The 25,031-nt window shown below is 68.5% G+C and carries 26 protein-coding genes and 1 riboswitch; of the genes, 12 read left to right on the top strand and 14 right to left on the bottom strand.

Annotated features, from left to right (window positions below):
- The first annotated feature begins 23 nt into the window (after positions 1-23).
- The 7 genes from Q8N19_RS09325 to Q8N19_RS09295 all read left to right on the top strand — a co-directional run bounded on the left by Q8N19_RS09325 (position 24) and on the right by Q8N19_RS09295 (position 7,004).
- A complete protein-coding gene (locus tag Q8N19_RS09325) occupies positions 24-704 on the top strand; it encodes a DsbA family protein (RefSeq protein ID WP_371133822.1) in 681 nt (226 codons plus the stop codon).
- A 23-nt stretch (positions 705-727) separates the two neighbouring features.
- The gene (gene smc, locus Q8N19_RS09320) at positions 728-4,171 is read left to right on the top strand and encodes a chromosome segregation protein SMC (protein WP_305589995.1); all 3,444 of its coding nucleotides are present in this window, start codon (positions 728-730) and stop codon (positions 4,169-4,171) included.
- 168 nt (positions 4,172-4,339) lie between these two features.
- A complete protein-coding gene (locus Q8N19_RS09315) occupies positions 4,340-4,741 on the top strand; it encodes an AtpZ/AtpI family protein (protein WP_305589993.1) in 402 nt (133 codons plus the stop codon).
- Between the two features lie 3 nt (positions 4,742-4,744).
- Complete coding sequence (locus Q8N19_RS09310) at positions 4,745-5,497, top strand: F0F1 ATP synthase subunit A (protein ID WP_305589990.1); 753 nt, start codon at positions 4,745-4,747, stop codon at positions 5,495-5,497.
- Positions 5,498-5,554: 57 nt separating this feature from the next.
- Entirely contained in the window at positions 5,555-5,782 is a 228-nt protein-coding gene (locus Q8N19_RS09305) for a F0F1 ATP synthase subunit C (protein WP_293321260.1), read from the top strand.
- Positions 5,783-5,899: 117 nt separating this feature from the next.
- Positions 5,900-6,499 (top strand): hypothetical protein, encoded by a 600-nt coding sequence (locus Q8N19_RS09300; protein WP_305589988.1) that lies wholly within the window; start codon positions 5,900-5,902, stop codon positions 6,497-6,499.
- Positions 6,500-6,512: 13 nt separating this feature from the next.
- A complete protein-coding gene (locus tag Q8N19_RS09295; RefSeq protein ID WP_305589986.1) occupies positions 6,513-7,004 on the top strand; it encodes a F0F1 ATP synthase subunit B in 492 nt (163 codons plus the stop codon).
- On the opposite strand, the gene Q8N19_RS09290 is transcribed toward Q8N19_RS09295, so the two are convergent.
- From Q8N19_RS09290 to Q8N19_RS09250, 9 genes are all read right to left on the bottom strand, one after another.
- Positions 6,991-7,413, bottom strand: coding sequence for a hypothetical protein (locus Q8N19_RS09290; protein ID WP_305589984.1), 423 nt, complete (start codon positions 7,411-7,413; stop codon positions 6,991-6,993). The genes Q8N19_RS09295 and Q8N19_RS09290 overlap by 14 nt on opposite strands.
- Positions 7,414-7,543: 130 nt before the next feature.
- Entirely contained in the window at positions 7,544-9,124 is a 1,581-nt protein-coding gene (gene gcvPB / locus Q8N19_RS09285; RefSeq protein ID WP_305589982.1) for an aminomethyl-transferring glycine dehydrogenase subunit GcvPB, read from the bottom strand.
- Positions 9,124-10,467 (bottom strand): aminomethyl-transferring glycine dehydrogenase subunit GcvPA, encoded by a 1,344-nt coding sequence (gene gcvPA / locus Q8N19_RS09280; RefSeq protein ID WP_305589980.1) that lies wholly within the window; start codon positions 10,465-10,467, stop codon positions 9,124-9,126. The genes gcvPB and gcvPA overlap by 1 nt, the downstream gene beginning before the upstream one ends.
- A gap of 5 nt (positions 10,468-10,472) precedes the next feature.
- Complete coding sequence (gene gcvH / locus Q8N19_RS09275; RefSeq protein ID WP_305589978.1) at positions 10,473-10,838, bottom strand: glycine cleavage system protein GcvH; 366 nt, start codon at positions 10,836-10,838, stop codon at positions 10,473-10,475.
- Positions 10,839-10,855: 17 nt separating this feature from the next.
- Complete coding sequence (gene gcvT, locus Q8N19_RS09270) at positions 10,856-11,965, bottom strand: glycine cleavage system aminomethyltransferase GcvT (protein WP_305589976.1); 1,110 nt, start codon at positions 11,963-11,965, stop codon at positions 10,856-10,858.
- A gap of 168 nt (positions 11,966-12,133) precedes the next feature.
- Positions 12,134-12,227, bottom strand: a riboswitch (glycine riboswitch).
- 74 nt (positions 12,228-12,301) lie between these two features.
- Positions 12,302-12,766: an ArsI/CadI family heavy metal resistance metalloenzyme gene (locus tag Q8N19_RS09265; RefSeq protein ID WP_305589974.1), complete on the bottom strand. Its 465-nt coding sequence runs from the start codon at positions 12,764-12,766 to the stop codon at positions 12,302-12,304.
- Positions 12,767-12,864: 98 nt separating this feature from the next.
- Positions 12,865-13,200 carry a YnfA family protein gene (locus Q8N19_RS09260; protein WP_305589972.1) on the bottom strand — a complete coding sequence of 112 codons (336 nt, stop codon included), beginning with the start codon at positions 13,198-13,200 and terminating at the stop codon, positions 12,865-12,867.
- A 26-nt stretch (positions 13,201-13,226) separates the two neighbouring features.
- A complete protein-coding gene (locus Q8N19_RS09255; protein ID WP_305589970.1) occupies positions 13,227-15,026 on the bottom strand; it encodes an arginine--tRNA ligase in 1,800 nt (599 codons plus the stop codon).
- Entirely contained in the window at positions 15,023-15,703 is a 681-nt protein-coding gene (locus Q8N19_RS09250) for a Tat pathway signal sequence domain protein (protein WP_305589969.1), read from the bottom strand. The genes Q8N19_RS09255 and Q8N19_RS09250 overlap by 4 nt, the downstream gene beginning before the upstream one ends.
- A 118-nt stretch (positions 15,704-15,821) precedes the next feature.
- On the opposite strand from Q8N19_RS09250, the gene ispH reads away from it, so the two are divergent.
- From ispH to rnhA, 3 genes are all read left to right on the top strand, one after another.
- The gene (gene ispH, locus Q8N19_RS09245; RefSeq protein WP_305589967.1) at positions 15,822-16,787 is read left to right on the top strand and encodes a 4-hydroxy-3-methylbut-2-enyl diphosphate reductase; all 966 of its coding nucleotides are present in this window, start codon (positions 15,822-15,824) and stop codon (positions 16,785-16,787) included.
- A 75-nt stretch (positions 16,788-16,862) separates the two neighbouring features.
- Positions 16,863-17,828 carry a homoserine kinase gene (gene thrB / locus Q8N19_RS09240; RefSeq protein WP_305589965.1) on the top strand — a complete coding sequence of 322 codons (966 nt, stop codon included), beginning with the start codon at positions 16,863-16,865 and terminating at the stop codon, positions 17,826-17,828.
- Entirely contained in the window at positions 17,825-18,274 is a 450-nt protein-coding gene (gene rnhA, locus Q8N19_RS09235; RefSeq protein ID WP_305282921.1) for a ribonuclease HI, read from the top strand. The genes thrB and rnhA overlap by 4 nt, the downstream gene beginning before the upstream one ends.
- A gap of 16 nt (positions 18,275-18,290) precedes the next feature.
- On the opposite strand, the gene Q8N19_RS09230 is transcribed toward rnhA, so the two are convergent.
- Both Q8N19_RS09230 and Q8N19_RS09225 read right to left on the bottom strand, forming a co-directional pair.
- Positions 18,291-19,238, bottom strand: a complete 948-nt coding sequence (locus Q8N19_RS09230; RefSeq protein ID WP_305589963.1) for a calcium/sodium antiporter — start codon at positions 19,236-19,238, stop codon at positions 18,291-18,293.
- Positions 19,239-19,490: 252 nt separating this feature from the next.
- On the bottom strand, positions 19,491-19,943 hold the full coding sequence (locus Q8N19_RS09225) for a TIGR02301 family protein (RefSeq protein ID WP_305589961.1): 453 nt from the start codon (positions 19,941-19,943) through the stop codon (positions 19,491-19,493).
- A 119-nt stretch (positions 19,944-20,062) separates the two neighbouring features.
- Between Q8N19_RS09225 and Q8N19_RS09220 the strand changes: the two genes are divergently transcribed.
- A complete protein-coding gene (locus Q8N19_RS09220) occupies positions 20,063-20,557 on the top strand; it encodes a YbjN domain-containing protein (RefSeq protein ID WP_305589959.1) in 495 nt (164 codons plus the stop codon).
- Between the two features lie 22 nt (positions 20,558-20,579).
- Here Q8N19_RS09220 and Q8N19_RS09215 read toward each other — a convergent pair whose 3' ends face one another.
- Together Q8N19_RS09215 and Q8N19_RS09210 are read right to left on the bottom strand one after the other, a co-directional pair.
- Positions 20,580-21,557 carry a nitronate monooxygenase family protein gene (locus Q8N19_RS09215; protein WP_305589957.1) on the bottom strand — a complete coding sequence of 326 codons (978 nt, stop codon included), beginning with the start codon at positions 21,555-21,557 and terminating at the stop codon, positions 20,580-20,582.
- 97 nt (positions 21,558-21,654) lie between these two features.
- Positions 21,655-22,434: an SDR family NAD(P)-dependent oxidoreductase gene (locus Q8N19_RS09210; protein ID WP_305589955.1), complete on the bottom strand. Its 780-nt coding sequence runs from the start codon at positions 22,432-22,434 to the stop codon at positions 21,655-21,657.
- A 285-nt stretch (positions 22,435-22,719) separates the two neighbouring features.
- Here Q8N19_RS09210 and Q8N19_RS09205 point away from each other — a divergent pair, with 285 nt between their 5' ends.
- Positions 22,720-23,445, top strand: a complete 726-nt coding sequence (locus tag Q8N19_RS09205) for an ankyrin repeat domain-containing protein (RefSeq protein ID WP_305589952.1) — start codon at positions 22,720-22,722, stop codon at positions 23,443-23,445.
- Between the two features lie 271 nt (positions 23,446-23,716).
- Here the strand turns inward: Q8N19_RS09205 and Q8N19_RS09200 are convergent, their stop codons facing one another.
- The gene (locus tag Q8N19_RS09200; protein WP_305589950.1) at positions 23,717-24,127 is read right to left on the bottom strand and encodes a GNAT family acetyltransferase; all 411 of its coding nucleotides are present in this window, start codon (positions 24,125-24,127) and stop codon (positions 23,717-23,719) included.
- Positions 24,128-25,031 lie beyond the last annotated feature (904 nt).

The raw sequence follows: 25,031 nt of genomic DNA, 5'->3' as shown, positions 1-25,031 counted from the left end.
GTTCTTGACGTCAAAAGGGCGCCATGGGCCAAGCCTTGGGAATCGCGCTTTACTTCACAATCTCGACCTTCCTGCACAAAGGGCCGACCACCATGCCGAACCTCAGCCGCCGCCTCATGATGGCCGTCGCCGCCGCGACCCTCTTCCTGGGCGCCTGCTCGGGCCAGTCCTCGGCCGCCGCCGACGGCGATATGAGCCTGGGCGATCCCAATGCGCCGGTGAAGATGGTCGAGTACGCCTCGCTGAGCTGCGTCCACTGCGCGACCTTCAACAACGAGGTCTTCCCGGAGCTGAAGGCCAAGTACATCGACACCGGCAAGGTGCACTACACCTTCAAGGAATTCCTGACCCCGCCGGCCGAGGTGGCCGCCGCCGGCTTCCTGCTCGCCCGCTGCGCCGGCGAGGACAAGTACTTCAACGTGGTCGACGCCATCTTCCATAGCCAGCAGGAGATGTTCACCTCCGGCGACGTCCGCGGCACCCTGCTGCGCGTGGCCCGCTCGGCTGGCATGACCGAAGACCAGTTCCAGACCTGTATCTCCAGCGAAGAAGGCCTTCGCGCCCTCAACGCCCGCATCGAGAAGACCCAGCGCGACGCGCGCATCACCTCGACCCCCACCTTCATGATCAATGGCAAGCTGGCCAAGGAAGGCGCCATGAGCATGGCCGAGATCGACGCCGCCATCGCTGCGGCCCAGAAGTAGGGCTGAGGGGGACCTAGGCGCCCGTGCGCTTCCAGCGGCTTCGGCTCACCGGCTTCAAGTCCTTCGTCGATTCGACGGAGTTCCGGATCGAGCCGGGGCTGACGGGGATTGTCGGGCCGAACGGCTGCGGCAAGTCGAATCTGCTGGAAGCCCTGCGCTGGGTCATGGGCGCCAATTCCGCCAAGGCCATGCGGGCCGGCGGCATGGATGACGTGATCTTTGCGGGATCGGGCAAGCGTCCGTCCCGCAATCATGCCGATGTCACCCTGACCATCGACAACGCCGACCGTCGCGCCCCGGCGGCCTATAACGACCACCCGGTGCTGGAGGTGGTGCGGCGGATCGACCGGGGTTCGGGCTCCACCTACAGGATCAACGGCAAGGAGGTCCGGGCCAGGGACGTCCAGCTGTTGTTCGCCGACGCCTCGACCGGCTCCAACTCCCCGGCCCTGGTCCGCCAGGGGCAGATTTCCGAACTCATCGCCGCCAGGCCGCAGAACCGCCGACTGATCCTGGAAGAGGCGGCCGGCGTCTCTGGCCTGCACTCCCGCCGCCATGAGGCCGAACTGCGGCTAAGGGCGGCCGAGGCCAATCTCGCCCGCCTCGACGATGTCGCCCAGGAGCTAGAGGGGGGACTCGCCCGCCTGCGTCGGGAGGCCCGACAGGCCGAGCGCTACCGCCGGCTGTCGGCGGAGATCCGCACCCTGCAAGGGGCTGTCCTCTACGCCCGCTGGAGCCAGGCCGCCCAGGCGGCTCAGCAACTGAAGATCGAAGCCGGCGAGGCCGCCCGCCACGTCGAGACCGCCACCCGCACGGCCGCTGTCGCCGCCACCGCCGCGGCGCAGGCTGACGCCGCCCTCGCCCCCTTAAGGGAAGCCGAGGCCGTGGCCGCCGCCGTGCTTGGCAAGCTGGCCATCGACAAGGACCGCATCGAGCGCGAGGCCGAAGCGCTCGCCGCTGAGGTCGCCAGGGGCGAGGCCGAGATCGCCCGCATCGACGCCGACCGGGGCCGCGAGAGCCAGATGGCCGAGGACTCCCAGGCCGCCCTCTCCCGCCTGGTCGAAGAGGTCGCGGCCCTTGAGGGCGCCGTGTCCGGCGCCCCGGAACGCATCCCTGAGCTCGAGGCCGCCCTGGCCGCCGCCGAGGCCGCCCGGGCCGAAGCCGACGCGCAGGTCGAGCGCCTGGCCGCTGCGGCCGCCGCCGAGGAGGCCCGCCGCCGGGCCGCCAGCGCGCGGATCAGCGAGGCCGAGGGCCGCGTGGCCCGCGCGAGGCGCACCCTGGAGCAGACCCGCGCCGAGCGCACGGCCCTGGGACCGCTGGAGAACCCACAGATCGCTGTGGCCCGGACAGCCTTCGATGATGCCCTGGCCGCCCTCACCGCCGCCCGCCAGGCCCAGACCGCCGCCGAGGAGGCGCAAGGCCAGGCCCAGGCGCGGGAAGCCGAGGCCCGCGAGACCGCGAGGCGCCAGGACGAGCAGATTTCCCGCCTGACCGCCGAGGCCCGGGCCCTGGCCCAGATCGTCGCCCCGCAGCTGCGCGGCGGCTTCGCCCCGGCGCTGGACGCCATGGCGCCTGAGCGGGGCCTGGAGATGGCCCTGGCCGCCGCCCTGGGCGATGACCTGGAGGCCTCGCTCGATCCCAAGGCGCCGGCCCACTGGGCAGGCGCGCAGGCCCCACCGCCCACCTGGCCCCCGGGCGCATCGCCGCTCAGCGACCTTGTGCAGGCCCCGCCACAGCTCGCCGCCCGTCTGGCCTATGTGGCCCTGGTCGACAGGTCCCAGGGCGAGACCCTGGCCAAGAGCATTCCCCCAGGCTGCCGTCTGGTCTCCCGCGAAGGCGACCTTTGGCGCTGGGACGGTTTCACCGCCAAGGCCGAGGCCAAGAAGCCGGCCGCCGTCCGCCTGGAGCAGAAGTCCCGCCTGGCCGAGGTGGAAGCCGAGATCGAGGCCCTCGCGCCCGCCGCCCAGCAGGCCCGCGGGGCCCTGGCCGCCGCTAGACAGGTCCTGGCCCAGGCCGAAGCCGACCAGAAGGCCGCCCGTCGCGAGCCGCCGGCCTGCGAGCAGCGCCTGGGCCAGGCGCGCGCTGCCCTCGAGAAGCTGGAGCGGGAGGACGCCCGCCGGGAAGCCCAGGCCCAGTCCCTCGACGACATGATCGCCCGGTTCGCCGTCGAACTGGCCGAGGCCGAGGCTGGTCACGCCGCCGTCCTGTCCGAGGTGGGCGCCGTAGGTGAGACCGCCGACCTCGGCGCCGACTTGGCGGCCGCCCGCATCGCCGCGGGACCGGCCCGGGAGGCCGCGGCTGCCGCGCGCTCGGCGCTGGAGGTGGAGACCCGCGAACGCGATGGCCGGGCGCGGCGCCTGGCGACCCTCACCCGTGAGCGCGACGACTGGTCCCGCCGGGCCGATTCGGCCGCCCGCCGCCTGGAGGTCCTGGAGGCCGACCGGGCCCGGGCGCTCCGCGCCCTCGATCTCGCCCGGGAAGCGCCGCAGCAGCTCGAGGGCCGGCGCATCAGCCTGCTTGACGCCTTCGCCGCCGCCGAGACCCGTCGGGCCCAGACCCATGACGCTCTGCAGGCCGGCGAGACCGCCCGCGGCGAGGCCGAGCGGGGCCTGCGGGCCGCAGACGCCGCCGCCGCCCAGGCCCGTGAAGGCCGGGTCGCCCTGGACGCCCGGCTGGAGGCGGCGGTGGAACGCCTGGCCGAACTGGCCGAGCAGATTCGCGAGGCCGCGCGGGTCGAGCCGGAGGATCTCGCCCGCCAGCTGACCGACGAGGCCGTGGCCATCCCCGCCGACGCCGGCGGCATGGAGGCCCATCTGGCCGCCCTTGAGCGGCAGCGGGAGTCCATCGGCGCGGTCAATCTGCGGGCCGAGGACGAGGCCCGCGAGAGCGCGGCCCGGCTGGAGACCATGCAGACCGAGCGCGCCGATCTGACCGGCGCCATCGCCCGCCTTCGCCAGGGCATCGACGAGCTCAACAGCGAGGGCCGCGAGCGGCTGACGGCGGCCTTCGAAGTGATCAACGGCCACTTCAAGACCCTCTTCCAGACCCTGTTCGAGGGGGGACAGGCTGAACTGCGGCTCGTGGAGTCTGACGATCCCCTGGAGGCGGGGCTCGAAATCTACGCCTGCCCGCCCGGCAAGCGCATGGCGACCATGAGTCTGATGAGCGGCGGCGAGCAGGCGCTGACGGCCGCGGCCCTGATCTTCGCAGTCTTCCTGGCCAATCCCGCCCCCATCTGCGTGCTGGACGAGGTCGACGCCCCCCTGGACGACGCCAATGTGGACCGCTTCTGCAACATGCTCGACGAGATGCGCAGCCGCACCGAGACCCGCTTCATCACCATCACCCACAATCCGGTGACCATGGCCCGCATGGACCGGCTGTTTGGGGTGACCATGGCCGAGCGGGGCGTGTCGCAACTGGTCTCGGTGGACCTCCGCCAGGCCGAGGCCCTGGCCGCGGAATAGGCGCCGCGGCGGCCGAATCGGGCGGCTAAGCCGATACTCAAGACAAATCAAACAATTAGACACAGGCGCCAGCGCCTTGACGCTGTACCCTCGCCCCTTTAGGTTCCGCCGCGATCGAACCAGGGGCGCCGGCTGGCCGCCCTCGCCCCCGGAAGGCGCCATCCGCTCATGTCGCAACCGTCCGATCCGCACCACGAGGCGCTGAAACGTCTCGACGCACAGCTGGACGCGGTCGATGTCCAGCGGGCGGCGCGGGACCGGAAGGGGAAGTTCGACACCGGCGCAATCGGTTCCGGCTACAAGCTGGTGGCCGAGCTGATCGGGGGCGTTCTGGGGGGGCTCGGCCTTGGCTGGCTCTTCGATCAATGGGCTGGAACCTCGCCCTGGGGCTTGCTCCTGGGCGTGCTAGTGGGTACCGCCCTGGCGATGTTCTTGATCTCGCGTTCTGCGGGACGCATGAGCGCGCAGGCGGCGGCGAAGGCCGGACCGGTTTCCTCGGTCCCCTTCGACGATGACGAAGATGACGACGACGGCTGGCCCGCGGGGCCTGGCCAGAACAAGAGGGACTGAGGCGTGGCCGATCCGATGCACCAGTTCGAGATCCAACAGGTTCTCGAACTTCCTGCTGTTGCGGGCTTCGATCTCTCGATCACCAATTCGGCCCTGTGGATGATCATCGCCGCGGCCAGCGTGACCCTGTTCTTCGCCGCGGCCTCGGCCAAGGCCGCCGTGGTGCCGGGCCGCCTGCAGTCGGTAGGCGAGATGCTCTATGAGCTGATCCACAACCTGACGGACTCGATCATCGGCCACGAAGGCAAGAAGTACTTCCCCTTCGTCTTCACCCTGTTCGCCTTCATCCTGGCCATGAACCTGCTGGGCATGGTCCCCTATTTCTTCACCTCGACCTCGCAGCTGGCGGTGACCGCCACTCTGGGCCTCCTGGTGATCGCCGTGGTCATCGCCGTGGGCTTCGCCCGCAATGGCCTGGGCTTCTTCAAGCTGTTCGTCCCCTCGGGCGTGCCCTTCTTCGTCCTGCCCCTGGTGGTGGTGATCGAGGTCATCTCCTTCCTGGTGCGCCCGGTGACGCTTGCCCTTCGACTGTTCGGCAACATGGTCGGCGGCCACGTCGTCCTGAAGGTCTTCGGCGGCTTCGTGGTGTCGCTTGGCGCGCTCGGCGCGCTGGGGATCGTCGGCGCCCTGGTCACCCTGACCGGCACCGTCGCCATCACCGCCCTTGAGTTCATGGTCGCGTTCCTGCAGGCGTTCGTCTTCGCCGTGCTGGCCTGCGTCTATCTGAACGACGTCGTGAACCTGCACAGCCACTGATCACGACCGACTGCTCACCCCGTTTCCCGACCCCATCGCTTACACGGAGCACTTTCGATGGATCCCCTTGCAGCTAAGTACATCGGCGCCGGCCTGGCGATGCTGGGCATGATCGGAGCCGGTATCGGCCTCGGCACCATGTTCGGCCAATACCTCAACGGCGCCCTGCGCAACCCGTCGGCCTCGGCCGGCGAGCGCCCGATGCTCTTCCTGGGCATGGCCCTGACCGAAGCGCTGGGCATCTTCGCCTTCGTGGTCGCGCTGCTGATCCTGTTCGCCGCCTAAGGCGAGACTATCCGTGCGTTGGGGGGCGGGCTGGAGAACAGCCCGCCTTTCGCATGGCCCGCCCTGCGGAGGGCCCACACGCCGCATGGACCTGAGCAGACTCAACGGAGCGCCTTGATGGCCCAGACCACACCAGAGCTCGAGCCGGGCGGGGCGATCGTCGAGACGCCGCCGACCACGCTGAGCCACGATCTGCACGAAAGCACGGAAGCCGCCGAGCACGGCTCGTCTGGCCTGCCCCAGTTCGAGTTCGGCTACTGGCCGGGCCAGATCTTCTGGCTGCTCATCGTTTTCGCCATTCTCTACGTCATCCTGTCCAAGCTGTTCCTGCCCCGGGTGGGCGGCGCCATCGAGGCCCGGGCGGCGAAGATCGAGGGCGACCTGGCTGACGCCCGCATCGCCCGCGACGAGGCCGAGCGCCAGTCGTCTGAGGCCGCCGCGGAGCTGGCCCAGGCCCGCGCCCGCGCCCAGAAGACCGCCGCCGACGCCAAGGCTGCGGCCAAGGCCGAAGCTGACACCCGCAACGCGGCTGAAGAAGCCAAGCTGCACGAGCGTCTGGCCGCCGCCGAAGCCGGCATCCAGGCTGGCCGTGAAAAGGCCATGTCGAACGTGCGCAACCTGGCCGCCGAGACCGCTGAAGCCATCGTCGAGAAGCTGAGCGGCCAGGCGCCGACCCGCGCCGAGGTGGACGCCGCGATCGCGCGCAACGCGGCCTGAGGAGAGAGACGAGATGTCCTTTTTCGTGACCCCCGAATTCTGGGTTCTGGTCGCCGTCCTCATCTTCTTCGGGCTGCTGATCTATCTGAAGGTGCCCGCGGCCATGGCCAAGGCGCTGGACTCCCGCGCCGAGCGGATCCAGGCCGAGCTGGATGAGGCTCAGAACCTGCGCGCCGAGGCCGAGCGTCTGCTCACCCAGATCAAGGCCCAGCGGGAAGAAACTGAGGCCCTGGCCGCCGACATGCTGGCCCAGGCCAAGGAAGACGCCGAGCGCATGCGCAAGGACGCGGCCGTGAAGCTCGAGGAGCAGATCGTCCGTCGCACCGAGATGGCCGAGCGCAAGATCGCCACCGCCGAGGCTCAGGCCATGGCGGACGTGAAGGCTGCGGCTGCCGAACTCGCCGCTGAGGCCGCGCGCACCGTTCTCGCCGGCCGTCTGGCGGCTGCGACCACCGATCCTCTGGTGGACAAGGCCATCGGCCAGATGGCGTCTAAGCTACAATAGTCGAAGACCTGCGGCGGCGCCGGAACAGGCGCCGCCCGCGGACCCCCACCCGGTAGCGCCGTGGGACCAGCAGGCGCTCAGTTCTCAGCATCATCTGCCACATCACCGGGACCACCTGAGGCTTGCGCCGCAGCAGGCGGCGGAAGGGGTGCAGGGTCTTGGGATGAGCCCGCCGCAGACGCACGAAGGCCCGGCGGGCCTTGTAGGAATTCCGCAGGATCAGGATCAGGCCCACCGTCGCCACCGGCAGCCCCATGGGTCCCGGCAGGGGCGCGATGAGGACCCCGGCGATGACGATCAGTCCGCCCAGAACCGTCAGCCCAAGGCGAAGCACCCGGCGAGACAGCCGGCCATGGGCCCCTGGGGCGGCGGTGCGGCCGTGCGGCCGCGCAGAGAGGGCGAGAGACACGCTGGGAAACCAGGGATGACGCGCGGGTGGACCCATCCGGGGAGGCGAGGCTCCCGCGCGTCTTCCTCATATGTGCAGCGCCAGTCTGAAAGTAAGGCGACAGACGGGCCCATTTCAGGCCCGGCCGTTGCTATTCCGCGGCGAGCGGCGCCGGCGCCACACCTGGCTCCGGTTTCCAGGTCAGGCGGGGCTTGCGGGCCGCCAGGGTCTCGTCCAGCCGGCGCATGGGCGCCAGATAGGGCGCGCCCTTGAAGCGGTCCACATCGCCGGCCTTGGCCGCCGTCGCCAGGGCGATCAGGGCCTCGCAGAAGCGGTCGAGCTCTTGCTTGGACTCCGTCTCGGTCGGCTCGATCAGCATCGCCCCATGCACCACCAGCGGGAAGTACATGGTCATCGGGTGGAAGCCCTCGTCGATCATCGCCTTGGCGAAGTCCAGCGTGGTGACGCCGGTCCCCTCCAGCCAGGAGTCGTCGAACAGGGCCTCGTGCATGCACGGGCCTTCGGGAAAGGCCGGAGTCATCACGCCGGAGAGGCGGGCTTTGATGTAGTTGGCGTTGAGGACGGCGTCCTCGGCCACCTGCCGCAGCCCATCGGCGCCATGGCTGCGCATATAGGCGTAGGCGCGGACGAACATGCCCATCTGGCCATGGAAGGCGCTCATGCGGCCAAAGGCCTGGGCGGCCTCCTCGACAGTCTCCTCCACCAGGGTCAGCCCCTCAGGGCCATGCACCACCCAAGGGGCCGGGGCGAAGGGCGCGAGCGCTTCAGACAGCACCACCGGCCCAGCGCCGGGACCGCCGCCCCCATGGGGGGTGGAGAAGGTCTTGTGCAGGTTGATGTGCATGGCGTCGACGCCCAGGTCCCCGGGACGGACCCGGCCGACAATGGCGTTGAAGTTGGCGCCGTCGCAGTAGAAATAGGCCCCGGCCGCATGGGTCAGCCGGGCGATCTCGATGATGTCGCGCTCGAACAGGCCGCAGGTGTTGGGATTGGTGACCATGATGGCCGCCACGTCCGGACCAAGCTTGGCCTCCAGGTCGGCCAGATCCACCCGGCCGTCGTCGGTCTGGGCGATCTCGGTCACCGAATAGCCCACAAAGGCCGCCGTGGCCGGATTGGTGCCATGGGCCGAGGTGGGCACCAGGACCCGGCGACGGGGATCGCCCTTGGCCTCATGGGCCGCGCGGATGGCCAGCAGGCCGCACAGTTCGCCATGCGCCCCGGCCTTGGGCGACAGCGCCACGGCCGGCATGCCCGTCAGCGTCTTCAGCCAGTGCGACAGCCGGTCCATCAGGGTCAGGGCCCCCTGGATCGTCGGCAGGGGGGCCATGGGATGCAGGTCGGCGAAACCGGCCAGCCGCGCCATCTTCTCGTTCAGGCGCGGATTGTGCTTCATCGTGCACGAGCCCAGGGGATAGAGGGCCAGGTCGATGGCGTGGTTCTTCTGCGACAGGCGCACATAGTGGCGCATGGCCTCGGGCTCGGACAGGCCAGGCAGGCCGATCGGGCTTGTGCGGACCAGGTCGCCGAGATCATCGGCGGCGGCGTCTACAGCCGGCAGGTCGACGCCGGTCTTGCCCCAGCCGTCCCGCTCGAAGATCAGGGCCTCGTCCTGCAGCAAGCCGCGACCGCCGGTCAGGGAGGCGAAGCCAGAGTCGAGAGGCTGAACGTCCTCGGGCCGGGTGGGCCGGCCGACAGTTTGCATGGTCATCAGCCGATTCTCCGGGACAGGGCCTGGGCGAAGGCGTCGATATCCTCATCCAGGGTGGTTTCGGTCGCCGCGCACAGCAGCACGTCGTCCAGGCCCGCGGCCGGGTCGAGCCTGGAGAAGGGCACGCCGGCGACGATGCCGTCCTCCAGCAGCGCCTCGACCATCTGGGTCGCGTTCCCCGGAAGCCGGATGGCGATCTCGTTGAAGTAGCGCTTGGTCAGCACCTCGACGCCTGGGATGGCCGCCAGCGCCTTGGCCAGACGCTGGGCCTTGGCGTGGTTGATCGCCGCCAGCTGTCGCAGCCCCGTCTCGCCGAGCAGGGAGAGATGGACGGTGAAGGCGAGCGCGCAGAGGCCGGAATTGGTGCAGATGTTGGAGGTCGCCTTGTCCCGGCGAATGTGCTGCTCGCGGGTGGACAGGGTCAGCACGAAGCCCCGGCGCCCGTCGGCGTCCACGGTCTCGCCGCACAGGCGGCCCGGCATCTGCCGGACCAGTTTTTCCTTGCAGGTGAACAGGCCGATATAGGGGCCGCCGAAATTCAGCGCATTGCCGATGGACTGGCCCTCAGCCACGGCGATGTCGGCGCCCATCTCGCCGGGCGACTTGAGCAGGCCGTAGGAGACCGCCTCGGTGGTCACCACGATCAGCAGGGCGCCGGCCGCATGGGCGGCCTCGGCGATGGCCGTGACGTCGGTCGCCACGCCAAAGACGTTGGGGGTCTGGACCACCACGCAGGCGGTCTCTGAATCGATGGCCTCGATCACCGCGGCCTCGGCGTCGATGGCGACGGTCTGACGGACAATATCCATGCCCTCGGCATGGGCGATGGTCTGGGTGGTGGCGGCGTAGTGGGGATGCAGGCCGCCTGACAGCACCGCCCGCTTCCGGCGGGTGACGCGCCTGGCCATCATCACCGCCTCGGCGCAGGCCGTGGAGCCGTCGTACATCGAGGCGTTGGCCACATCGAGGCCGGTCAGGGCCGCAACCTGGGTCTGGAACTCGAACAGGACCTGCAAGGTGCCCTGGGCGATCTCGGGCTGGTAGGGCGTATAGCTTGTCAGGAATTCCGAGCGCTGGATGATGTGGTCCACGGTCGCCGGGACATGGTGGCGATAGGCGCCCGCCCCACAGAAGAACGGCCCGGCGCCGGCCGCCCGGTTCAGGCCGGCCAGGGCCGACAGCTCACGCTCGACCTCCAGCTCGCCGGCATGGTGTGGGAGGTCGAAGGGCTCGGACTTGCGGGCGGCGGCCGGCACGTCGGCGAAGAGGTCGTCGATGGTCGCAGCGCCGATCACGCCCAGCATCTGGGCGCGGTCGTCGGGCGTGAGCGGCAGGTAGCGCATGGGGCTTACAGGGTCTCCAGGAAGGCGTCGTAGGCGGCGCGGTCCATCAGCGCCTCATAGGCCGAGGCGTCGGCGATCTTCACCTTGGCGAACCAGCCGTCGGCCTCCGGCGCCTGGTTGACGGTCTCGGGGGCCTCGGCCAGGGCGGCGTTGGCCTCAAGCACCTCTCCCGTCAGGGGGGCGTAGACATCCGAAGCGGCCTTGACGCTTTCGACCACGGCCAGGCCTTCGCCGGCGGTGACGCTCTTGCCGACCTCAGGGGTTTCGACAAAGACCACGTCGCCCAGCTGCTCGGCGGCATAGGCGGTGATCCCGATGGTGGCCACGTCCCCATCCAGGGAAACCCACTCATGATCCTTGGTGAAGCGCATTTCGGGACGTTCCTTCTCTAAACCTTGCGCACATAACGATGGGCGACGAATGGGGTGGCGACCACCTGGGCGGCCTGGGCCCTGCCCCGGACGATCACCTTCAGCTCCGTTCCCGCCGCGGCCAGGGCCGGCGGCACGAAACCCAGCGCGATGGGATAGCCGAGGGTGGGGGAAAAACCGCCGGAGGTGATGACGCCGACGACCGCGCCCTCGGCGTCGGCGATCTCGGCGCCTTCCCGGGCCGGCGCGCCCTCGACCTTCAGGCCCACGGCCTTGCGGGTCACGTCGCCACCCAGTTCGGCGGCGATGCGGCGGGCGCCGGGGAAGTCCCGGGCGTCACGGCGCTTCTTGGAGACCGCAAAGCCCAGGCCCGCCTCGATAGGGGACACGGTCTCGTCCAGGTCATGGCCATAGAGCGGCAGCCCGGCCTCCAGGCGCAGGCTGTCACGGGCGCCCAGGCCGATGGGTCGGACCCGCTCGTCGGCGAGGAGAGTGTTCCAGATGTGCAAAGCCGCCTCGCCCGGCACGGAAATCTCGTAGCCGTCTTCGCCGGTGTAGCCCGAGCGCGAGATGATGGCGTCGACCCCGAAGGCCTGGAGGGCGGCGGTCTCCATAAAGGCCAGTTTTGCGGCGTCCGGCGCATGAATGGCCAGCACCTGCGCAGCCTTTGGCCCCTGCAACGCCATGAGCGCCCGGTCCTCCAGGCGATCGATTCGCACCTGGCCGGCCAGTTCGGCGTCGATGACCTTGAAGTCGTTCTCCTTGCAGGCGCCGTTGACCACCACGAACAGGCCGTCGTCATCGGGCCGGCCGGCCATCAGGTCGTCGATGATACCGCCCGTCTTGTTCAGGAGAACCGAATAGCGCTGCTTGCCGGGCTTCAGGCCGATGAAATCGCCTGGCGTCACCTCCTCGAAGGCCGACAGGGGCGAAACCCCGCGCAGCCGGGCCTGGCCCATATGGGAGACGTCGAACAGGCCGGCGTGCTCGCGGGTCCAGAGGTGCTCCTTGAGCACCCCGTCCTTGTACTGCACCGGCATGGCGTAGCCCGCGAAGGGCACCATCCGCGCGCCGGCCTCCACATGGGCGGCGTAAAGGGGCGTATGCTTTAGCGTCTCGTCCGACACGGCGGGTCTCCGGCTGATGTTGCGACGCGCCGGGGGCCTGGTCGCCCATTCCCAACACGCGCCCCCGCTGTCCCTGAGCCTGAGAGATTTAGAGGCGGACAAGCGAGTCCGCGCCCATTGCTCCTTCGGCGAGCCCTACCTTTCGGCGGGCTGCTTTCCAGCGTTCATCAGCTCTTCGCGGTCCGTTTGCCTGAGCGTTTCCGGGGCGGTTGCGCCTTCGGCGCCGACCCCGTGAAGGGCCGGTCTCTCCCGCGAGGAGATGAGCGGAAACTCCGCGATCGCCGGGCGGGAGTCAACGCGCAAAGTCAGCGCAGCCTCCCGCCCGGCGGAGGCGCCTCAACAGCAGGCGGGGACCGGCTCAGCCTTGGCTGGCGCGCCGCAACAGGCGGCCGCTGCAGGGTCCAGAGCCATGGCCGGAACATCGTCCTCGCCATAGGTGACCGCCTCGCCAAAGGTGTGGAAGGTCTCCCAGCGCAGGCCAGCCGGGTCGCTGACCCAGGCCTTGTCCGACCGGGCGTAGCAGCAGGTGGCGGCTTCCTGGTCGAAGGTGGTCTCGCCCGCCGCCTTGAGCCGGCCAGCCAGTTCGGTCAGCTCAGCGGCCTCGTCCACCTGGATGCCCAGATGGTCCACGCCGGCCTGGGCGCCGTGGGTGGAGATGGCGAAGTTCACCCGCGGATCCTCCAGCATCCACTTGGCATAGTCGTCCTTCACCACCGCTGGCGCGGCGCCGAACAGGGTGGCGTAGAACCCGATCGAGCGGTCGAGGTCCTCGACCGAGACGTGAACATGCAGACGCTTCATGGCAGGCTCCTGGATTGCGGTCGCAGATGGGAAGGCTCCCCCGCGCCCTTGTTTCGATAATTCCTATATTATGGAAACATAGACCCTCGTCAAGCTTTTCAGACGACGGGCTGACGGGGGCCAAACAGGATGATGGCCGCCCCCAGCAGACAGACCAGGAGACCGACCAGGTCCCAGCGGTCCGGTCGCACGCCCTCCACAACCCAGAGCCAGGCGAGCGCAGAGGCGATATAGACTCCGCCATAGGCCGCGTAGGTGCGGCCGGCATGTTCAACATCGGCGAGAGTCAGCAGCCAGGCGAACAGGCCCAGCGCCGCCAGCCCCGGGATGAGCCAGAGGATGCTCTGCCCCTGGCGCAGCCAGGCCCAGAAGGCGAAGCAGCCAGCGATCTCGGCGACCGCGGCGCCCACATAGGTCAGCAACCAGAACTTCATGCGCCCCCCTTGATGGAGGTCCGAGCCTACATGCGTTCGGGGGTCTCGATACCCAGCAGGGTGAGGGCCAGCTCCAGCTGGCGCAGGGTGGCCGAGGCCAGGGCGAGGCGCGAGGCCTTGACCGGCGGCTCGGCGATCAGGATCGGGCAGGCTGCGTAGAACCGCGAGAAGGCCTGGGCCAGCTTGTAGGCATGGTCGGCGATGAAGTTCGGCGCCTTGCGTTCATAGGCTTCGGCCAGGGCGTGGTCGAAGGCGTCCAGCAGCAGAGCCAGCTCCCGCTCGGCCGGCTCGCCGATAACGATCTCGCCGGCTTCGGCGCCCTCGTCGGCGGCCTTGCGCAGCACCGATTTCACCCGAACGGCCTGATAGAGCAGATAGGGACCGGTCTTGCCCTCGAAACTGGTGAAGCGGTCGAGGTCGAACACATAGGAGGTGCCGCGGAAGTTCTGCAGGTCGGCGAACTTCAGGGCCGCCACGGCGACCTTGTGGGCGGTGTCCTCGAAGGTCTCCGCATCGAGCCCGCCGCCGAGATCGGCCTCCTTCAGCCGCTCGCGCGCCTTGTCGCGGGTCATCTCGATCAGGTCGTGGAGCTTCAGCACGCCGCCTTCGCGGGTCTTGAACGGCTTACCGTCGGTCCCGTTCATGGTGCCAAAGCCGATATGCTCGAGGCTGCCCTCCTGGGCGTAGCCGGCGAGATAGGCGGCCCGGAAGACGATCTCGAAGTGATCGGCCTGCCGCTGGTCCACCACATAGAGGACGTGGTGGGGATCAAAGCTCTGCTTGCGGTCCAGGATGGTGGCCAGGTCGGTCGTGCCGTACATGGCCGAGCCTTCGGAGGACACCACCAGCAGGGGCGGCAACTCGCGCTTGTCCCCCTGGCGGCTCACGCGGATGATGCGCGCGCCCTGGTCCTCGACCAGCAGGGCCTTGGCCTCCAAATCCTTGACCATGTCCGGGATCAGCGGATCGGCGTCGCTCTCCCCTTTCCAGAGGTCGAAATCCACGCCGATGGCGTGGAAGTCCCGGGCCAGGGCCACCTGAGTCACCCGGGCGAAGTGCCGCCACAGGAGGTGATAGCCGCGATTATGCGCCTGCAGCTCGGCGGTCAGCTTCCGGGCCCGATCGCGGTAGTCGGGGTCTTCCTTGCCCTTGGCCGCAGCGGCCGGATAGAGGCGGTCGAGATCGGCCAGGCTGATCCGCTCGTCCAGGGCGGCGAAGGCCTGGGCCTCGTCGTCGGGCGTCAGCGGTGTGGACCGGGCGTTGACCTGCTCGACCAGCTTGGCGACGAAGGCGTCCTCATCGCAGACCGCGCCGATCAGCAGGCCCATCTGATAGCCCCAGTCGCCGAAGTGGGCGTCGCCGACCACCTCGTCGCCACGGAACCGGTAGAGCCGCTTGATCGCCTCGCCGATGATGGACGACCGCAGATGGCCCACATGCATCGGCTTGGCCACATTGGGACCGCCATAGTCCACCAGCACCCGCCGCGGCTCGGCCACCGCGCCGGCGCCCAGGCGCGGATCAGCGGCAATCTCATTGGCCCGGGCCGACAGGGCCTCGGGCGCCACGCGCATATTGATGAAGCCGAGCCCGGCGATTTCCACCGAGGCCAGTCGCGGGTCCTTGGCGAGTTCGGCCACCACGCCGGCGGCGATCTCACGGGGATCGCGGCGGGCCTGCTTGGCCGCAGCCAGGGCGCCGTTGCATTGAAAATCGGCCAGGTCGGGCCGGTCGGACGGCGTCACACGGCCAAGCTCGGCCGACAGACCCGCAGAGGCGAAGGCGGCCGAGACCGCCTCCCCAAGTCCCCGCTTAAGATCGGTCATTGGCTGGCTTGGGCGGTCCCAGCGGCGCCGCTGACAACGTCGATACGGAAGCGCTTACCGGCGCGGTTGAACTCGGCCATCTGCGGCGTCACGTCGAAGCCGATCAGGATCTCGAAATTGGCCCCGCTGGTGGTCAGCTGCGCGCGGGGAATGACGATCCCCTCGATCATCTGGCGCGAATAGGTGCGGTCAGCGCCAGGCGCGAAGGTGACAGGCAGGTCGAAATACTCTTTGGCGATGACCGCGTCGTTGCGCTTGGTCACGGCCACCCAGTAGCGATAGGTCTTCTGCGCCCCTTGGGCGGCCGGCCCACGGCCCAGCTCGAACAGGACCTCCATGGCCACCTGGATCGGCTCATCGTCCTCATAGGAACAACCGGCGGAAACCCCCTGGATTTCACCGGAAAAGCCCACGGCGGCCGAGGCCTCACGCCCGCCCTCGAACTCCACATAGCGGCCGGCGTCATAGAGCACCTTGGCGAAGGGGCACGGGCCGGCGTTGCGCAGCTGCGGCAGGGGGGCCTGACGGTCGCCCCATTCGGATTCGCGGCGGCGGCGATCCGAAGCCTGCGCCTGGCCGTCGGCCTCCTGGCCGCGTCGGTTCTGAGCCGCGCTCTCCAGGGGGAACGAGGTGACGGCGAGCGCCAGGGCGAGGACCGATAGCAGGGAACGGCGCATAAAACGTCCAACTCTGTCGGCGCGGTGGGACCGCGCATGAGATGCCTCTACTAATGGTTCTCGATTGAGGCCGCAACGCGGCTGGCGGCGTGGGGCCAGAACCCTTAGATTTCGCCCCATGAGCATCGCCCCCGCCCGCCCGCCCCTCACCGTCCTGCTGGCCGCCCCCCGGGGGTTCTGCGCCGGCGTCGACCGGGCCATCCAGATCGTCGAGCGGGCGATCGAGAAATTCGGGGCGCCGGTCTATGTCCGCCACGAGATCGTCCATAACCGCCATGTGGTCGACCGGCTGCGGGCCATGGGCGCCATCTTCGTCGAGGAACTGGACGAATGCCCTGACGACCGTCCCGTCGTCTTCTCGGCCCACGGGGTGCCCAAGTCGGTGCCAGCCGAGGCCGGCCGTCGGCAGATGCTCTATCTCGACGCCACCTGCCCCCTGGTCTCCAAGGTCCATGTGGAGGCCCAGCGCCACTATGAGGCCGGCAAGGAGATCGTGCTGATCGGCCACGCCGGCCACCCCGAGGTCATCGGCACCATGGGTCAGCTGCCCGATGGCGCGGTCACCCTGATCGAGACTGTGGAGGACGCCCAGGCCTTCACCCCCAAGGACCCGGCCAATCTGGCCTTCGCCACCCAGACGACCCTGTCGGTGGATGATACGGCCGGCATCGTCGGCGCCCTGCGCGCCCGCTTTCCCCTGATGGCCGCCCCCCACAAGGAGGACATCTGCTACGCCACCACCAACCGCCAGGAGGCGGTGAAGTCGGTCTCGACCCGGGCTGATCTCCTGCTGGTGATCGGCTCGGCCAATTCCTCCAACTCGGTGCGCCTGGCCGAGGTCGGCGCCCGGGCCGGCTGCCCCGCCCACCTGATCGACGACGCCCAGGCCCTGGACTTTGCCTGGCTTGAGGGGGTCCGCACGGTAGGAGTCACCGCCGGGGCCTCGGCCCCTGAAGACCTCGTCCAGGGGGTGATCGACCGCCTGGCCGAACGCTTCGACCTGACCATCGAAATGGAGGAAGCCGCCCGCGAGGCCGTGACCTTCAAGCTGCCCCGGCTGTTGGCCGAGGCGGAATCCGCCTAGCCCCGCGCAGCTAAAAATCGAGACCGCACCCTCCGCCGTCTTGACCGCGCCAGCGGCCTCCCCCATGCCCGCCCCATGGCCGTCTATACCGACATCTCCGATGAAGAGCTCGCGCAGCTGCTCGCCCGCTATGACCTGGGGGAGGCGCAGACCTTCAAGGGCATCGCCGAAGGCGTGGAGAACTCCAACTTCCTGCTGGAGACCGATCGCGGCCGCTTCATCCTGACCATCTATGAGCGCCGGGTGGACCCTGAGGATCTGCCCTTCTTCCTGGGTCTGATGCGCTGGCTGGCCGATCACGACTACCCCTGCGCCACGCCCATGCCTGGCCGGGATGGCGAGCTGATCCAGACCGTGCGGGGCAAGCCTGCGGCCATCGTCAGCTTCATGTCGGGCCTGTCGGTCCGCCGGCCAAGCGCAACCCACTGCCGGCAGGCCGGCGAGGGCCTGGCGCGGCTGCATCTGGCGGCCGAGGGCTTCCCCATGGGCCGGGCCAATGATCTGGGACAGGCGGCCTGGGCGCCGCTGTTCGCCGGACTGAAGGGCGCCGCCGAGGACCTGAAGCCGGGGCTGGCGGCCACCATCTCCGCCGACCTGGACCATCTGGCCGCCAACTGGCCGGCTGATCTGCCCCGCGGCGTCATCCACGCCGACTATTTCCCGGACAACGTCTTCTTCCAGGGCGACCAGTTCGCCGCGGCCATCGACTTCTATTTCGCCTGCGTGGATGCGCTCGCCTACGACATCGCCGTAGCCCTGAACGCCTGGTGCTTCGAGGCCGACGGCAGTTTCAACATCACCAGCGCCCGGGCCCTGGTGGCGGGCTATGAGGCCCACCGACCCTTGAGCGATGCGGAACGCGACGCCCTGCCGATCCTGGCGCACGGGGCGGCCATGCGCTTCTTCCTGACCCGGCTGAACGACTGGGGGGCCACGCCCGCGGGCGCCCTGGTCCGTCCCAAGGACCCGCTGGAATACGAACGCAAGCTGGCGGTCCATCGCAGCGCCGCTGACCTCGTCCTGTTCGGGGCGGACTCGTGACGCCCAAGGTCACGGTCTTCACTGACGGCGCCTGCAGCGGCAATCCCGGCCCCGGCGGCTGGGGCGCCATCCTGATCTTTGGGGACAAGGAAAAGGAGATCTGCGGCGGCGAGCCGGCGACCACCAACAACCGCATGGAGATGATGGCCGCCATCCAGGCCCTGGAGACGCTCAATCGTCCCTGCCATGTGGAGCTGCACACTGATAGCCAGTACGTGATGAAGGGCATCACCGAGTGGCTGCCCGGCTGGAAGGCCCGCGGCTGGAAGACCGCCGCCAAGGCGCCTGTGAAGAACGCCGACCTCTGGGTGCGGCTGGACGAGGCGCGCCTGCGCCACCAGGTGGACTGGCGCTGGGTCAAGGGTCATGCCGGCCACGTCCTCAACGAGCGGGCCGACGCCCTGGCGGGCAAGGGCCTGCGTGAGGCCCAGGCCGCCAGGGTTTGATCAGGCCGGCCTCAAGTCAGGCCAGGGCCAGCACGCCCACATAGGCGATATAGGCGATCAGGAAGGCCACGCCCTCCAGCCGCTGCAGGCCACCGCCGGTGCGCAGGAACACCGCCAGCAGGCCGGTGGCGCCCAGCAGCACCCAGATGTCGAGGCTGGCGATCTCCGGCGGAATGCGGATCGGATAGACGATCGCCGTGACGCCCAGCACGCCGAGCACGTTGTAGATGTTCGAGCCGATCACATTGCCCACGGCCACGTCAGAATGGCGGCGAAGGGCGGCGATCACACAGGCCACCATTTCCGGCAGCGAGGTGCCGACGGCGACAATGGTCAGGCCGATGATGGTCTGGGAGACCCCGAAGCCCTCGGCCAGGTCGATGGCGCCGGACACCAACAGGCGGGCGCCCAGGACTGTGAGCGCAATGCCCGCCACCGACATGGCGAGGAACTTCCCGACCGTGACGAGATCCGCCTTGGGACGCGCGACGTCAGAGGCTGCATCCTCAGCCGCCATCCGGCCGCGTTCGCGGACATAGGCGTAGGCCACATAGGCGATCAGCGCGAAGACCAGCAGGCCGCCGAACCAGCGGTCGATGAAGCCGGCCAGCACCGCCAGCAGGGCGGCGGCCGACGACAGGCCCAGCACGATCATGTCGCGGCGGATGGCGGACGGCCGGATCATGATCGGCGAGATGACCGCGGTTACGCCCAGGATCAGCAGAATGTTGGCGATATTTGAGCCGACCACGTTGCCCACGGCTATGCCGGGAGAATGCTGGAGCGCGGCCATCAGGCTGGTGACCAGCTCCGGGGTCGAGGTGCCGAACCCGACAATGACCAGGCCGGTCAGCAGGGGCGACACCCCCAGGGTGCGGGCGACGCCGACGGCGCCCCTCACCAGAGACTCGCCGCCCACGGCGAGCAGGATCAATCCGCCAAGAATGAGCAGGGCGATTATCATCGGGGTCGCATGTCTCCATGGGGGCCCACAGGCCCCGTTGCGATTCTGGCGCCCGCGCTGACGGAGCGGCGGACATCGCGATCCAACGCATATGGCGAAGAAATCGGTCCGAGCCCAGGCATCGAGCACCCTCGATGCGGTCCGACATCACAGTCACCATGACTGTCAGAGGGGCCCGGCCCGCAGCGCCCAAATTGGGAGCTGAACCTCACCTGTCAAGGTCGGTCGCGCCAGGGGCGAAGCCGATGGCCATCACGGCCGCAGGGACAGGTCCTGCTCAATCGCCTCCATCTCCAGCGCCTTGCGCCGGGCCTCGGCCTCGCGGGGATCGACCCGGTGGCGGACCGAGGCGAGGCTGGCGGCCAGAGCCTGGCCCCGGCGGGCGGCGGCGGCCTCGGCGATGCGGCTGGCGCGGCTGCACTCAGGAAACTCCGCCCGGCGGCTGGCGAAGCCGGAATTGAAGGCTTCCTTCAGCCGGCGATCCAGGGCCGCGTCCGGCGCCTCGGTGTCGGTCACCCCCATCATGCGATCGCGCCAGTACTGGTCATAGGCGCCCTCGCAGGCCTGCCGCAGGGCATGGCTTTCGCCCAGCACATAGGCGATGTCCGCCAGGGTCTGGCGTTGCGTCGGCGTCCGCTCCTGCGCCTGAGCAGGCAGGGCCAGACTCGACAGGAACAGAGCAAGGATCAGGGCGGCGGGACGCATGGCGGCAATCTAAGGGGCTGAGGCCGAGCTTGTCACGGGCGCGCCCCTGAGGGGCGAAAGCTCGCGCGGGCCGGGCGCTTCTGCTAGCGGATCAGGGGACACTTCTGGGGGACGAGATCATGCTGCAACTTCACCTCGCCAAGAGCCTGGCCATCGGCCTGGCGTTCACCGTCGCCGCCGGGGCGGCCCAGGCCCAGGCGCCGGCCCGCGACCCCAGCACCCTGATCGCCGTCCTGGCCGGCATGGGCGCCCGGGGCGAGATGGAGGGCCGCGACGGCGGCCAGGTCCGCCTCAATGTGGTGACGCCAGGCGGCATCTTCGGCGCCGAGTTCATCGGCTGTGACGAGGCCGGACGCGCCTGCCGCGCGCTCGGCTTCTCCGCCAGCGTCGAAAAGCGCGCGATGACGCTGGAACACCTCAACGCCTTCAACAGCCGCGACATCCTCTGCCGCACCGTGATGCGCGGCGAACAGGCCGATATCCGCTATGGCCTGCTGCTGGCCGACAGCCAGACCGAGGGCGACCTGCGCGACCAGGTCGCCGTCTGGCAGCGCTGTCTGGGCGCCTTTGCGGGCCTCGCCAATGACCCCGAAGGCTTCCTCGGCGCCCCCTGACGCCAGGCCGCGCCAAGCCGCATCAGGCCGGGACCAGACCCCGCAAGCGCGCCATCCGGTCGATGGCGGCCTCGGCCTCGGCGACCATCTCGGCGACGATCTGGGCGGCCGGCTTGATGTCGTGGACGCCGCCCGCCGACTGGCCCATGGCGAAGCAGGAGCGGTCGGGGTCCAGGCCCTCGATCTGGCCGCCGATGCCCCCCATGACCCCGGTCTGGGTCGAGTGCATGGCCTGCAGGGGGAAGGGCTGGATTTCCTGGGGCCGGCTCTCCCAATCGGCCACATAGGGGTTGCTCATCACCCGCATGGGCTTGCCCGAATAGCAGCGGGTCCGCACCGTATCGACGTCCTGGGCGGCCACCACCGCCTCGCGATAGGCCTGGCCCGCATGGGCCTCGGTCGAGGCGATGAACCGCGTGCCGATCCAAACCCCTTGCGCGCCCAGCGCCAGCGCCGCCGCCAGCCCCCGGCCATCGGAAATGCCGCCGGCGGCGACCACGGGGATCTTCACCGCCTCAACGGCCTGGGAGACCAGCGGCAGGGTGCCGACGAGGCCCGTATGGCCGCCGCCTTCCCCGCCCTGGCAGATGACGGCGTCGCAGCCGGCCTGCTCGGCCTTGACCGCATGTTTCACCGCCCCGCAGACCACCATGACCTTGAGGCCCGCGGCCTTCAGCTTCTCCATGATCGGCATGGGCACGCCCAGCCCCGCGATGAAGGACGAGGCGCCCTCTTCGATGATGATCTCCACCGAGGCCGTCAGGCTCTCGGGCGAGGCGGCCAGCAGGTCGACGCCAAACGGCTTGTCGGTCAGCTTGCGGACCTTGCGCATCTCCTCGCGGATGAAGTCCGGCGAGCGGCCGGCCATGCCCAGCACCCCATAGCCGCCGGCCTCACAGACCGCAGCCACCAGCTCGGCATAGGCGACCCCGCCCATCCCGGCCTGCATGATCGGATGCTGGACGTCCAGCAGGTCGCAAAGCGGCGTGTGCAGGGTCATGGCGTCGTCTCCCGTGGTGTTCTCTTTGTCCCCACCATGGCGCCGACGACCGCGCCCGCAAACACTGACCCTGCGTCAGGACGCCCAAGACCCCCGATCAGAAGACGCCGTAGCCGCCGTCGATCAGGAAGGAGTCGCCGGTGTGGAAGCGCGAGGCGTCCGAGGCCAGATAGACCGCCATGCCGCCGAAGTCCGCAGGCTCCCCCCAACGGCGCATGGGCACGCGCTTGATGACGTTCTCGTTGAACTTGTCATTGTCCTGGGCCGCGGCCGTCATGTCGGTGGCGACCCAGCCGGGCAGGATCACATTGGCCCGCACCCCATAGCGCGCATGCTCCACGGCGATGGCCCGGACCATGGGGATCAGGGCGCCCTTGGTGGCCGCATAGGCCTGGTTGCGCGCCGCCCCGTCCAGGGCCGACAGGGACGAGATCGCCACCAGCGAGCCCCCCTGCCCGTCCCCGCCCCTAGCGACCATGTGCTTGCACGCCTCGCGGAAGGTGAAGAACACCCCGTCCAGATTGACCGACAGCACCTTGCGATAGGTCTCGGTGGGAAACTCCGAGAACGACTTCGCCCCGCCGCCGATGCCGGCATTGGCCACCACGGTGTGCACCGCGCCCATCTTGGCCACGGCGGCCTCCATGCCGTCAGCCACCGCGGTCTCATCGGCCACATTGACCACCTGGGTCAGCACCCGCACGCCGGTGGGCTTCAGCTTCTCTTCGGCCGCCCGGTTCTTGTCGGGATTGGAGCCCCAGATGACGATATCGGCCCCGGCCTGCGCCATGGCCTCGACCATGCCAAAGCCGATCCCGCCATTGCCGCCCGTGACCAGGGCCACCTTTCCAGTCAGGTCGAAGGGTTTATAGGCCACGGCGTCCTCCTCACTTTCAAACACTTGTTGGGCGTGAAGAGAGGCGGGCGAAGGCGGGAGGTCAAGGGCGAGGGTGGGGGTGGGTGCGCCGGAGCGTCTGAGATGGGCTCCTAGGCGACCTTCCGAAGGTCTGCTTTCGGAAAGAGGCTGGACGCTTACCGGACGCCTTGGGCATGGTCGCTCCAGTCTCCGCGGCCAAGATCCAAAGCGGGAAAGCTCTAGCCCACCCATCTCGTTTTCCGGGGTTAGATCTGGGCCGAGGAACAGCCGGAAGGGATGAGGGGCATGATCACTCGCGAGCTACTATCAACGGCGCTCGCTGTCGTCATTGGCCTCGGAACAGCCGGTTGTGCGGATCGATCAGGATCACTTCGGAACCACTTCGACAAAGCTGAAAGCCGAGCGTTGATCGAGGCCGCCTGTCGAGGAGATAGCGCAGCCGTCGGCAAGGCGGTGGCCGCGGGCGCGAAGCCAAACGAACTTGGGCGAAATGGGCTGCCGCCGCTCTTCTGGGCAATGAGATTCTGTGACGAGCGCGGCGTGGAAGCGCTGCTCGGTGCTGGGGCGGATCCTAACGCCAAGTACGCTGCGGGCGGGCTGAATTGCGGTGCAGTTTGGGTCGCAGCGAGGAATCCAAATCCAAAAATTCTTCCTCTCCTGTTAGCGCACGGTGGAGATCCCAACATGACGTGCGATGGGAGTTCGGAGACGCCGCTTATGCGGGCGTTCGCATTCGGAATCGAGCATGAGGACATGCAGAACTATCAGACACTTCTAAAGGCAGGAGCCGACATCAATCAGGAGCAAGAGGGGCGCACTATTGCGACTTTTGCCGCGGCGCTTGCGCGATTTGAGGTGGTTCAAGACATTCTCGACCGCGGATATGATAACAACCTGCAACATCTGACCGACATTGTTGAATTGGGGCAGGTGTACAGTTCGGAGCAGGCTGAGGCAAAAGCGAGGCTGCTGAAGAGACTTAGCAACCGCGGGTTCTGGCCAGATGTCTAACGAGACACCGTCACGGTGATGAAACTGGGGGTCGATGCTTGATCAGTCCTAAGCAGCGCGCGGTCCTGCGCTATTTTCTCGAGCCATCACGACTGGCCGGCCAGGGACTTCGACCAGATACGCCCTGTGCCCCCGACTAAAGCCAGTAATTGCGTTATGCCCGCAAACTGCGGCCGGAGCTGGCGGTTCAGCCAATGTCAGAATATCGGCCGCGGGCCTGGGTCCGGAACTGGCGCCAATCTGACATCGATCGCCCCTGCCGCGCACAGGGTTAGTTGAGTGCCTTTCCGATGACGAGCACCGGCTGACGCTCCATGCCCAACTCCTCGTAGAGGCTCAAAGCTGCAGCATTCGACTCTCGGACCATGAGATTGAGCCTCGGTGCCCCCCGCGCCCGAGCCCACTGTTCGGCTGCGCTCATCATGGTCTTTGCCAAGCCTTGGCGCCTGAATGTCGGCTCGATGGCCAGAAAGTACACCCAAGCACGATGACCATCGAAGCCCACCATCACCGTCGCCACGAGCACGCCATCTAAGCGTCCGATCAGCACAGCTGCGTTGGGCGAGCCGACGCACCGGCGGAAGTCTTCGCCAGGGTCACTCGACGGGCGAGCAAGGCCGCAGCGCTCCCAAAGCGCGCCGGCGGCGTCAACGTCGCTGAGATTTGCTTCGGTTACTTCCACTGCGAAAACCTAGCAACCCACCTCATCTCCGCATAGCCTCGGAGGCCGCATAGCTGCCTGCCGAAAAGCCGACTGCCCGGAAGTCAGCGCGGGGGCGGACTCGGCCGTGGCCAGCGGGCCGGCAACCGCACATCCGTCTGGGCCGCGGAATGTCCGCATTCTGCCAACTCCCCAAGGCCAGCTCCTGGCGCAGCCCCGATGCCGCCGCGTAAGCTAGCCACCCCGCTCTGGGAGAGCCCGGCTCAGCCGTGGGATGAAAAGCCAATGTTAGTAGGGCCATGCTACTGCACGAGACATGGCACCGTGCTCCTCTGACTCCTTCCTCATCGGGCCACCCTGGTCGTTCGCGATTGGAGTTGTAGCGGCTCTAGTGCTCGCGGTACTCGGGTTTGGCTTCAGATGGCGCTCGATCCTGGCGGCTGGCGGCTTCCACCTCATTACAACATGTCTGCTAGTCGTCGGACCCGAGGGCAGGGCTGGAGAATTGGTGCGACTGGGCGTGGCCACCTTCTTCCTGGTGGCGGTCTGCCTTGGAATGAAGACCCGTTTTGACCCAACCGGCATCCGCAACAGCAGGAAATACAATCCCCGCAACTGGCGCCTGTGGCCCATTCGTTGGTAGCCGGACCCCGGAGAGTGCAGCCCGACAACAGGCTTCGCCGTCGCCACAGGGGGTAAATTAGTCTGTCGCTCACCGGCGCCAACGCGACTGTACGCATGGTCTCGAATGCCCGGATGTGGGCCGCCAGGTAGAGTCCGGAACTGTTGAGGGTTTCGGATGCCGGCCCCAGCGCATGCTGATGGGTCCGGCTGCGGGCCGGCGTCCGGAAGCCTTCAGGGGAGGAAGCCGCGGTCAGCTGGCGGAGCGCTGGTGATGCTGGACGCGGCTATGGGGATATCGCCC

The sequence above is a fragment of the Phenylobacterium sp. genome (genome assembly GCF_030693405.1).
GTDB lineage: Bacteria > Pseudomonadota > Alphaproteobacteria > Caulobacterales > Caulobacteraceae > Phenylobacterium.
This window is presented reverse-complemented; position numbering and strand designations above follow the sequence as displayed.

Bases quoted from the DNA above. Each gene is read 5' to 3' on its own strand.
- Q8N19_RS09325 (WP_371133822.1), top strand. From the start codon at position 24: ATGGGCCAAGCCTTGGGAATCGCGCTTTACTTCACAATCTCGACCTTC.
- Q8N19_RS09315 (WP_305589993.1), top strand. From the start codon at position 4,340: ATGTCGCAACCGTCCGATCCGCACCACGAGGCGCTGAAACGTCTCGAC.
- Q8N19_RS09305 (WP_293321260.1), top strand. From the start codon at position 5,555: ATGGATCCCCTTGCAGCTAAGTACATCGGCGCCGGCCTGGCGATGCTG.
- Q8N19_RS09300 (WP_305589988.1), top strand. From the start codon at position 5,900: ATGGCCCAGACCACACCAGAGCTCGAGCCGGGCGGGGCGATCGTCGAG.
- Q8N19_RS09295 (WP_305589986.1), top strand. From the start codon at position 6,513: ATGTCCTTTTTCGTGACCCCCGAATTCTGGGTTCTGGTCGCCGTCCTC.
- gcvPB (WP_305589982.1), bottom strand. From the start codon at position 9,124: ATGACCATGCAAACTGTCGGCCGGCCCACCCGGCCCGAGGACGTTCAG.
- gcvPA (WP_305589980.1), bottom strand. From the start codon at position 10,467: ATGCGCTACCTGCCGCTCACGCCCGACGACCGCGCCCAGATGCTGGGC.
- gcvH (WP_305589978.1), bottom strand. From the start codon at position 10,838: ATGCGCTTCACCAAGGATCATGAGTGGGTTTCCCTGGATGGGGACGTG.
- Q8N19_RS09265 (WP_305589974.1), bottom strand. From the start codon at position 12,766: ATGAAGCGTCTGCATGTTCACGTCTCGGTCGAGGACCTCGACCGCTCG.
- Q8N19_RS09260 (WP_305589972.1), bottom strand. From the start codon at position 13,200: ATGAAGTTCTGGTTGCTGACCTATGTGGGCGCCGCGGTCGCCGAGATC.
- Q8N19_RS09255 (WP_305589970.1), bottom strand. From the start codon at position 15,026: ATGACCGATCTTAAGCGGGGACTTGGGGAGGCGGTCTCGGCCGCCTTC.
- Q8N19_RS09250 (WP_305589969.1), bottom strand. From the start codon at position 15,703: ATGCGCCGTTCCCTGCTATCGGTCCTCGCCCTGGCGCTCGCCGTCACC.
- ispH (WP_305589967.1), top strand. From the start codon at position 15,822: ATGAGCATCGCCCCCGCCCGCCCGCCCCTCACCGTCCTGCTGGCCGCC.
- thrB (WP_305589965.1), top strand. From the start codon at position 16,863: ATGGCCGTCTATACCGACATCTCCGATGAAGAGCTCGCGCAGCTGCTC.
- Q8N19_RS09230 (WP_305589963.1), bottom strand. From the start codon at position 19,238: ATGATAATCGCCCTGCTCATTCTTGGCGGATTGATCCTGCTCGCCGTG.
- Q8N19_RS09225 (WP_305589961.1), bottom strand. From the start codon at position 19,943: ATGCGTCCCGCCGCCCTGATCCTTGCTCTGTTCCTGTCGAGTCTGGCC.
- Q8N19_RS09220 (WP_305589959.1), top strand. From the start codon at position 20,063: ATGCTGCAACTTCACCTCGCCAAGAGCCTGGCCATCGGCCTGGCGTTC.
- Q8N19_RS09215 (WP_305589957.1), bottom strand. From the start codon at position 21,557: ATGACCCTGCACACGCCGCTTTGCGACCTGCTGGACGTCCAGCATCCG.
- Q8N19_RS09205 (WP_305589952.1), top strand. From the start codon at position 22,720: ATGATCACTCGCGAGCTACTATCAACGGCGCTCGCTGTCGTCATTGGC.